This window comes from Methylobacterium sp. WL116 (assembly GCF_008039455.1).
Lineage (GTDB): Bacteria > Pseudomonadota > Alphaproteobacteria > Rhizobiales > Beijerinckiaceae > Methylobacterium.
Window position 1 is genome coordinate 22577 of the sequence record NZ_VRUV01000013.1, and the last position, 7979, is coordinate 30555.

Genomic DNA, 7979 nt, shown 5'->3' on the forward strand with positions numbered 1-7979 from the left:
GCGCATCCTTTATTGGGTGCAGCACGGTATATAACTTTACTGTTGGTTTGGAATTCCGATGAAAAATTCTTCCATGTTGCGCCTAAAACCATATGTCCAAAAAACCTAAATCGTACTTATCTTCATTCTATTAGTAATAATATCATTGAGGACAGCTTCAGCCTGAGATGCATTCAAGCATTCTAACACCTTAAAACCTCCTACAGAATTGATTTCCTTCATTAAATTTCTGAAATTTAATCTTTCAAAAAGAACTTGTTTGCCGGCATAAGAAGCAACAAGTTTATTCAAAATCGCGCTGAATATCTCCATCGACTGAGATGTAGTGGGACGCTCGATAAGATTGGCGCGAACATCTGAACGAAAGAGGAACGCTTCCAAGGCATGGCGCCTGTCTACGGTTGTCACACGCGCACACAAGTGGGCCATCCACCACAAACGGGAAGCAATGTTGTCGCGTTCTATTTGTCTTTTATCGCGCCCGAAAAAATGCTTCCGAATATGAGCTTCTGCCTCACCATCGTCCGCAGGGATCGGCCAACGTGCGCGAGCATAGTCTAATAACTCCACATGACAAAGATAGGTCCAGATTCTTTCATCCCGTGCTTCGTATGGGCTAAGCCCAGACAAAGAATCAAATATAGTTTCACAATTCTCGACTTCAAAAAAATTCCCAGCTATAGGAATTTTCATTTTACCAAGATTTTCTATATTAACTTCAATACCGTGCTCAAACCATAATGCTTGATCCACAGCAATGTGAGGGAATCCGTGTGTCCGATATAACTTCAAGTTATCTTTGACACTACCTCTAAGGTCCTCTAGCGCGGACGAGCGCAGAAATTTTGCCTTACTCATTCCGAAGTATCCCCAAAGAAGTAAGTATCAATTAGTGAGAAGGGGTGTTTCATGAGAGTCTGAGCGACCCAGGATTCGTCGTGGTTCTTAATCTCAACCTTTGTATCGACTAATCTTTGTCTAAAAACATTGGCCCATTTATAATCTAAGTAATCATCACTTGTTTTTAGGTAAGACACGCATTGCATCACAGCAGAGAAATATATCGAGTTAAGCAGCAACGCTTGATTTTTTTTATTATTCCGAGCCAAGTCAATTTTCGCCTTCAGATTTGGACTTACGGCGATATGAACCTTGTCTTGGGACGCCTCAATACGCCATTCATTATCTGGAAGGGAGTCTTTTTTCACAAGCACAAAACAAGAACTGATTGGTTTGAAAGCATCACGATCAATATATACTGCTTGCGGTTCGTCGACGGCTAAGGGCGCACCCAACTCGAATGAAAACGGACCAGGGCCGAACTCAGCATTAATCCACTTAGAGCTGAAGCTAGCAATCGGTTGTACAGCAATAATATACGGGCTGATTATTACCTCACCTCTCAGGGCGCCAGCAGGAAATTTGACAGAAAAAAGTGTTTTGTCAGAGCCAACCGCTCGCCTGTAATAGGTATCGCGGCAAGCAAAAACGCAGATGTATTCTGCTCTGCCAGCAGCGATTTCATCTTTAATTTCTGGAACGCTAAGAGCAAAACTAATCTCAGCAGTCAGCTCTGCGCTATCTTCAGAATAATCGAAAGTTACTGTAGCTTGTATATCACCGTCAATGTAATCATCAATGTTTGGCCTGAGGACTGGATAGGGAAACGCCCTTTGGATATCAAACTGCATCGGCGACAATCCTCAGTGTGCCACTAAAGGGCTGATCAAGTTCAACTTCTAAAGTGCAACGCTTATTGGCCGTTACCTTCAATTTTTCAATCTTTCCGTCGCTCACTTTTCCCGAAGAGCTTGAAATAACGATTAAAGGATAGTTTGAGTCGGCGCCAGAATCCTGGAGGTGAACCACGATAGTGCCAGATTGTGCAGGAGTGAAAGACACCCGCCGTCTTCTATGATCTGCGAGCGGCACTGCTCGAACGTTGATTAGATGAAGTGGAGTGCCAGAAGGTTTTTTCGCTCCACCTGCTCCGCCGCTGCCGCTGCCGCTGCCGGCCGGTGACCTATTGCTCTGTTCCGCGACATCAGGTTTTTCGTTTACCGATCCTCCCCCACCGTTGCCTCCTCCCCTTGCGCTCTCGGCGGGGGCGCTATTTTCTCCTCCATCATTACCCCCCTCTGGTGAGCCATCAATCCCAAAGCCCGCTCCGGCAGATCCGTCAACTGACATTGCGCCTGTGTCATCAGCAGCGGTTACAGCGGCTATTTTAGCTGGTTTCACAGGGCGGGCGCGAACTGTAATGCGACCATTTGGATTCTCATCTTTGACTTTCGTTACTCCGTCTTCTGCTTCGTCAGCAAAAAAATCAGCCATCTCATCCAAAGATGTTTCCTCACCGACAGGATCCTGAGCAAATTGTTTTAGCTTTTCACGAACCCAGCTTGACAGTTCTCTCAATGCAGTGCGTCCGCTTGATCGTTTATCAGGCGGAAGACGGTCTGGCTCGAACGCGTCGTGTCGCGGAGGCTCCATTGCTCGCAGGAGTGCCTGACCCTTTGTGCTGGTACACTCCAGCACCGCTACGAATTCTTTGAAATCACTAAATCGTTTCAAACCTGAAAGACCTTCGGTAATAAGCATCCCGTTTCTTAGAAAGGCAACTTTTTTCGGCAAATGTTCAGCTACTAGAATTCTTAGCTCACACTCGCCAAGATGCTGATTTTCTGTTTTTGCAACGAAGACCTCTTCCCCGCCAGATAAGGCCTTAAGATAGCTCCCGATAGTTTCGAATTTTTCCGGCTCGCTCTCTTGATGTTTTATAGCTTTCTTCAGTGAATCATTACTCAAGAGAGACGGTAACGTATCTTTATCGATTAAATGCGAACCTACTATTTCGACTTCTAACTCACCCCGATGAATAGTTCCAAAAAAGTTTTCAGCTATATTGGCTGCCAAAATGTCTTCCCAATTTTTTGTAGCGGAAAAACCGACAATACTGAGAGTGGTTCCTAAAGCTGTCTCCAATTCGTCTGCTTTACCGCGCCGAAGCCACTCAGGAATTTCGTCCGTAAGACTTGTGACAGGCGCGCACTGCTCTTTAATTCCCCAAAAACCTGTGCCTCGCCGTGTCTTCGAATTGGCGTCTATATGAGACATAAGAACTGCCTTGCCTTGTACATAATGATGCAGTTTATTAGCGTCATCTTTCCATACTGTAGTTAGGAATACCGTTCGAAGTCTGGAGACCGTGTAAGGCGCAAATTTTCCGATACCGTATGATCCTGTCGAAGTCTCAGCTTTTTTGCTTTGACCTGTGGCTTTCATCATAGCAAAAAACGGCTTGCCGTTTTCACAAGGACCTTTAACGCCAGTAGTATTCGCATCTGCGAATTGGAGAATATTTATTTCTTTTTTTTCCAGAATTGAACAGGCTTCAGCAAAGAATTTCGATGGTTTCTCATCGCCCTCTTTCTCAGTTGCTTCGGAACATTTATTCATCACCGCTTTCAAACCATTGACGTCAGGTATGGAAGCTGTGAGTACTTTACGAAGGCGAATTTCAATTCGCGCTGGATTGCCCGTTTTTGCGTCAATAGTGTTCTGTGGAACTTCGCGTCCCAAATGCTGAAACGGACTTCCCGAAAAGTGCTCCATTCCAGGGTCATTGAAACCGTCCCACTGGTCCGCGCCATCAAGCGGAAATTCAAAACCGATTTTTGACACCTATGTCTCCCCGTTTTTGAGTTTTGCTCTAACTTTTTCTGCTAATAATCGAGCGACCGGCACCGACACAGCATTGCCAGCCTGAATATAACGCTTCGCGATTGGGACCGTATCTGGAAATTGAAATTCCTTTGGGAACCCTTGAAGACTAAGACATTCTCGCTCAGTAAGTTTTCGTAGACCTCGACCATTCATTAAAAATGGAACATTATGTCCGCCAAGCCCCATATTTGCTGTAAGAGTTGGGCAAACCCCGGGCTCTTTAGCCCGCACTTCGTACTTACGGAGTTGATAAAGGCAGTTTTTATCGTCGACTTTTTTCGAAATCATTTTAAAATAGCGATTTTCATTATCTAGATAATATCGATCATCAACAACGCCATCAAAATCAACGAAGTTTCGAAGTTCTTTTGACTTGTTTAATTTCTCGCTTGGAAAAACAAAGCGGCCGCTCGAAAAGTGCGACATAGATAATGCCACCATAAATAAACGGGTGCGCTGCTGAGGAAGATCAGTAAGATCGAACGCACTCAACTCGCGGCAATTTTCTGGTCTGAACCAATATCCTGCTTTTTGTATTGCCCGTTGCAATTCAAGAAACCAGACTCCACCTTCTCCATAGCGTAAAAATGGAGAATTTTCCAGAACTATCACTTTCGGGCGCTTGTCTTTGAAGCTTTCTATTATCCGAATAATTTCAAAGAATAGCTTTCCTCGAGGATCTTCAAATCCTTTTCGAACGCCCGCCTGCGAAAAGCTCTGACACGGAAATCCCGCATGAAGTACATCTACTGGCTCTAGATCATGCGATTGCGCGGAAACATCCTCCACCGATGCTTCAATGAGCCTTACTGCCTTCAAATTTTCTCGATAAGTACGCGCAGCATGGCTATCCAACTCAACAGCCCAGGAAGTTGGAAGACCTGCCCCTTCGAAACCGAGGCAAAACCCTCCAATCCCTGCAAACAATGCACCACACTTCATAGTTGACCCAACTTGAACTCTTTCGGATTATCTCTCGACTTTAGACCTGCTTGAAATCGACTCTCAGCTATAGTAATAGCCTTCGATATAGCTTTGAATATAGACTTTACTTCGTCTTCTGTATAGGAATAATTCGACCTATTTGATAAATTTCCCAGCAATTCAATGTCTTTGAGCAGACGTATTGTCCTTTTTTCCGCAAGGCGGATGAAGTTTGCACGCGACTGACTTTCCTTCATTTTACCTTGCCCTCAACGATATGTCTTTCTGCCACAGCCAAGCTCATGCGTCAAAACGTAATGTGCGTTGTTTTGGGGTTTTGCGCCTTCATGTGAGTGTTTTTGCGTATATATCTTGAATGAACGCAAAATGCGAGTTCTCCGTTCGAGGCCCCCTCTCGTTTTTTGGTGGGGTGTAAGACCCTTCTTCAAAGTGTTTGCGCTATCCGTCTGGCGAGGATCATGGCTGCGGCGAGGAGGAAGAAGGCAAGCGCAGTGGACGAAATGGCCTTGTGGTCGCGAGCTAGTCTGCGGCAACGGGCGATCCAACTGAGCGTCCTCTCGATGACCCATCGCCTGGGCTGCACCGCGTAGCCCTTCTGGCCTTCCTTGAGTTCGGCAATCTCGACCGTGTGGTCGTGGCCGCGTCAACGCGTTCGCCGCGATAGGCTCGGTCGGCAAAGCATCGGGCCGGGGAGGGGAACAGCCGCGCGAGGCACGAAGAAGGACAATCGCGCCGTCGCTGTCGTGCAGGTCAGCGGGTGAGACCGCCGCCACGAGCAGAAGGCTGTCCGTATCCGTGAGTGCGTGGCGTGCTCATCCTAAGCTTGTCGAAGGCGCGCCCGACGGACCCACCGGGCCGGATCGTAACCGCGCTTGCCAGCCACCCCCACGCCACCCGAGCGGGCGGCTTGCGGATCGACGACACTGCCGGTCATGCATCCCTCGCATCCGACCCGCTCACGGTCAGCAAGCGTGAGGGCATAAGCGAAGCCTTCGAGAACGCCTGTCTGCGAGAGGCGCAAGAGCCAGCGATTCACTGTGCTCCACGGTTAGAAGTCCAGCGGCAGATGCCGCCATGCGCATCCTGTCCGCAACACGTACAAGATACTGTCAAAGACGGCGCGCAGTGGCCGGCGCCACGGGCAGCCTGTGCTGGACGGCGGCGGTAGAAGCGGCGCAAGCACCACCCACTCGGCATCCCCGAGGGCGGCGCAAGCACCGCCCATTCGGCATCCATAAGGCTGGCTGCGTAGGGCAGGCTCCCGCGCGCGAGCTCGGCGCGCGCAATTGGCGTCCACATCGGGGTTCCTAAGTAAGCGTAGAACACCCTCTCAACACCCACGATGCCCGTCGCTCACCGAAAAATTAAGCTTTTCAGCCAATTACGGCACTGTATTTTGTAGGTATATAATTGATACAGGTAATTTTATGTTTAGGGCGGGTATCTTTTGAAGCTCTCGCTCCATCGCCATAATAGGATAATCGCCATAATTATCGCCAATGGACCGATGAGAGTGGCCAGTTATCGCATCAGCGATGTCAGGAGCAAGTGCATGGTTGCGCGCCAAGGTCTTGAAACGATGTCGCCAGGAATGGCTCGGCGACAATCGCTTGTCGGATATTCCCAGCCCCCTAACCCACCGTCCAAGGATTTTAGTGCCATTGCCGCCACGCTTGCCGAACTTGTCTGGTTTCAGACTCGAGAACAGGGGCCCCATGCCCTGTGCGCGAACAAATTCGATGAAACCCGCAGCGATTAGGGCTCGATGAAGCGGCACTGTCCGCTCCGAGCCGAAAGTTTTCAGTGAGCCCGCCTCGGCGTCGAACCGCATGGTCGGGACGCCGTCAATCTCCTGTATGTCCTCGACTCGCAACTGGCATACCTCGGATAGCCGAGCGCCTGAGTAGGCGCATAGCCAGGGTATCCACCGCCGCACTGGATCGATTTCGCCGGCCGCCGCCTGCAGAATTGTAAGGGCTTCCGCTTCGGTGAAGCTGCGGATCCCCTGACCTGCTTTCTTCTTGACGCTGATGGTGATGCCCGCAGCCGGGTTGGCCGGCAACTGCCGGTTGCTGACACCCCATTGCAGGATGGTACGCACCGGCGCGAGCTTGGCATCGTTGATCGTCTTCGGCGTGAGACCCGCAGCAACAAGGTCGTTCTTCCAAGCGATCACGTTTTCAGGCGTGACCAGCCCCGCATCGTCGCTGCCGGTGAAAGTTGCAAAACCCCGAAGCACACGCTTCCATTCGTAGAGGGTCTTTTCGGTCGGGTTCCTTTCTGCAGCCCACCCGGTCACGAGTTCATCAAGGGTCACGGATGGCCGTGTAGCTGGGGTCTGCGCTGGCACCACAGCTTGGTTCGTCGCGACTGGCGAGCCGAAAATTGGCCTATCGAACTCGCCCCGCGCGTAGCTTGCGAGGGTCAAGCTCGCTCGCTGCACGGCGGCGGCGATGGCTTTGGCGAGGTTGAAGTGGTCCTCGTCCTCGACGATGAGACCCCGGCGCTTGAGGTGGGCCGTCGCTTCCTGAAGGCACCATTCCTCCATCGCGGACTGCCCGCTCTCGACGCTCTCCTTCACGTCGCGGATGAGGGCTGCGCCCAAGTCGGCCCGCTGCGACCAGCCCCGGCGCCGCGGCGGCCACAGTTTGTCGCCGAGCTCGATGCGCCAGAAGGTCTGCCGGCTGGGCTCGTCGCGATAGAGACCGAGCCAGTGGTCGTAGAATGGGGCGGCGAGTTCGTGCGCCTCGCGCTCGCTCAAGCGGCGAGGTCCCACCCGCAAGGCGGCCCAACGCTGCTCCAGCTCCACGAGGGCGATGGCGTGCAGTCGCTTCGCCTCAACCGGATCTTTGGTGCCGAGGCTGACCTTCTCTTCGCGCTTGCCGACGAGCGCGCGCAGCTCGAGCGGCACGGCCCGACGCAGGTAGTAGAAGGCGGTCTTGGGATGCTTCCAGGGACGCGTCGTCATCAACGCCATTGTACCACCCGCTTGTACCAACCGGGCAGTGTAAATCCCTGATTTTGCTATTTCGTTCTGCGGATCAGCGGCTTAGCCAGCTGATGGTGCCCAGGAAAGGACTCGAACCTTCACCTCTTGCAAGACTGGTACCTGAAACCAGCGCGTCTACCAATTCCGCCACCTGGGCTCGCCGGGCGCTCGGCGCCGACGAAGGCTCGTTTAGGGGGTGGCATCGGTGGCGTCAATCGGGATTCCGCATGTGCGGGCGTTCGACCGCCCGGTGTGATCGTGGCGCTCGCCTCGGCGCGGATGGCCGGCCCGATGGCGGGCGCCAGCGCGTCAGAGGCTC

Annotated in this window: 5 protein-coding genes, 1 tRNA gene and 1 pseudogene; all 7 read right to left on the reverse strand. The window is 51.3% G+C overall.

Annotated features, from left to right (window positions below; all coding sequences use genetic code 11):
* Nucleotides 1-105 precede the first annotated feature (105 nt).
* Nucleotides 106-858, reverse strand: a complete 753-nt coding sequence (locus FV223_RS02745) for a DUF6339 family protein (protein ID WP_147725353.1) — start codon at nucleotides 856-858, stop codon at nucleotides 106-108.
* Nucleotides 855-1691: a hypothetical protein gene (locus FV223_RS02750; RefSeq protein WP_147725354.1), complete on the reverse strand. Its 837-nt coding sequence runs from the start codon at nucleotides 1689-1691 to the stop codon at nucleotides 855-857. Before FV223_RS02750 ends, FV223_RS02745 begins: the two co-directional genes overlap by 4 nt.
* On the reverse strand, nucleotides 1681-3684 hold the full coding sequence (locus tag FV223_RS02755; protein WP_147725355.1) for a hypothetical protein: 2004 nt from the start codon (nucleotides 3682-3684) through the stop codon (nucleotides 1681-1683). The genes FV223_RS02750 and FV223_RS02755 overlap by 11 nt, the downstream gene beginning before the upstream one ends.
* The gene (dcm, locus tag FV223_RS02760) at nucleotides 3685-4668 is read right to left on the reverse strand and encodes a DNA (cytosine-5-)-methyltransferase (RefSeq protein ID WP_147725356.1); all 984 of its coding nucleotides are present in this window, start codon (nucleotides 4666-4668) and stop codon (nucleotides 3685-3687) included. It abuts the gene before it with no gap.
* 427 nt (nucleotides 4669-5095) lie between these two features.
* A pseudogene (locus tag FV223_RS02770) lies at nucleotides 5096-5970 on the reverse strand (IS5 family transposase).
* 82 nt (nucleotides 5971-6052) lie between these two features.
* On the reverse strand, nucleotides 6053-7639 hold the full coding sequence (locus FV223_RS02775) for a site-specific integrase (RefSeq protein ID WP_246689584.1): 1587 nt from the start codon (nucleotides 7637-7639) through the stop codon (nucleotides 6053-6055).
* A gap of 93 nt (nucleotides 7640-7732) precedes the next feature.
* A tRNA-Leu gene (locus FV223_RS02780) sits at nucleotides 7733-7817 on the reverse strand.
* Between the last annotated feature and the right edge of the window lie 162 nt (nucleotides 7818-7979).

Bases quoted from the DNA above. Each gene is read 5' to 3' on its own strand.
- FV223_RS02745 (WP_147725353.1), bottom strand. From the start codon at position 858: ATGAGTAAGGCAAAATTTCTGCGCTCGTCCGCGCTAGAGGACCTTAGA.
- FV223_RS02750 (WP_147725354.1), bottom strand. From the start codon at position 1,691: ATGCAGTTTGATATCCAAAGGGCGTTTCCCTATCCAGTCCTCAGGCCA.
- dcm (WP_147725356.1), bottom strand. From the start codon at position 4,668: ATGAAGTGTGGTGCATTGTTTGCAGGGATTGGAGGGTTTTGCCTCGGT.
- FV223_RS02775 (WP_246689584.1), bottom strand. From the start codon at position 7,639: ATGACGACGCGTCCCTGGAAGCATCCCAAGACCGCCTTCTACTACCTG.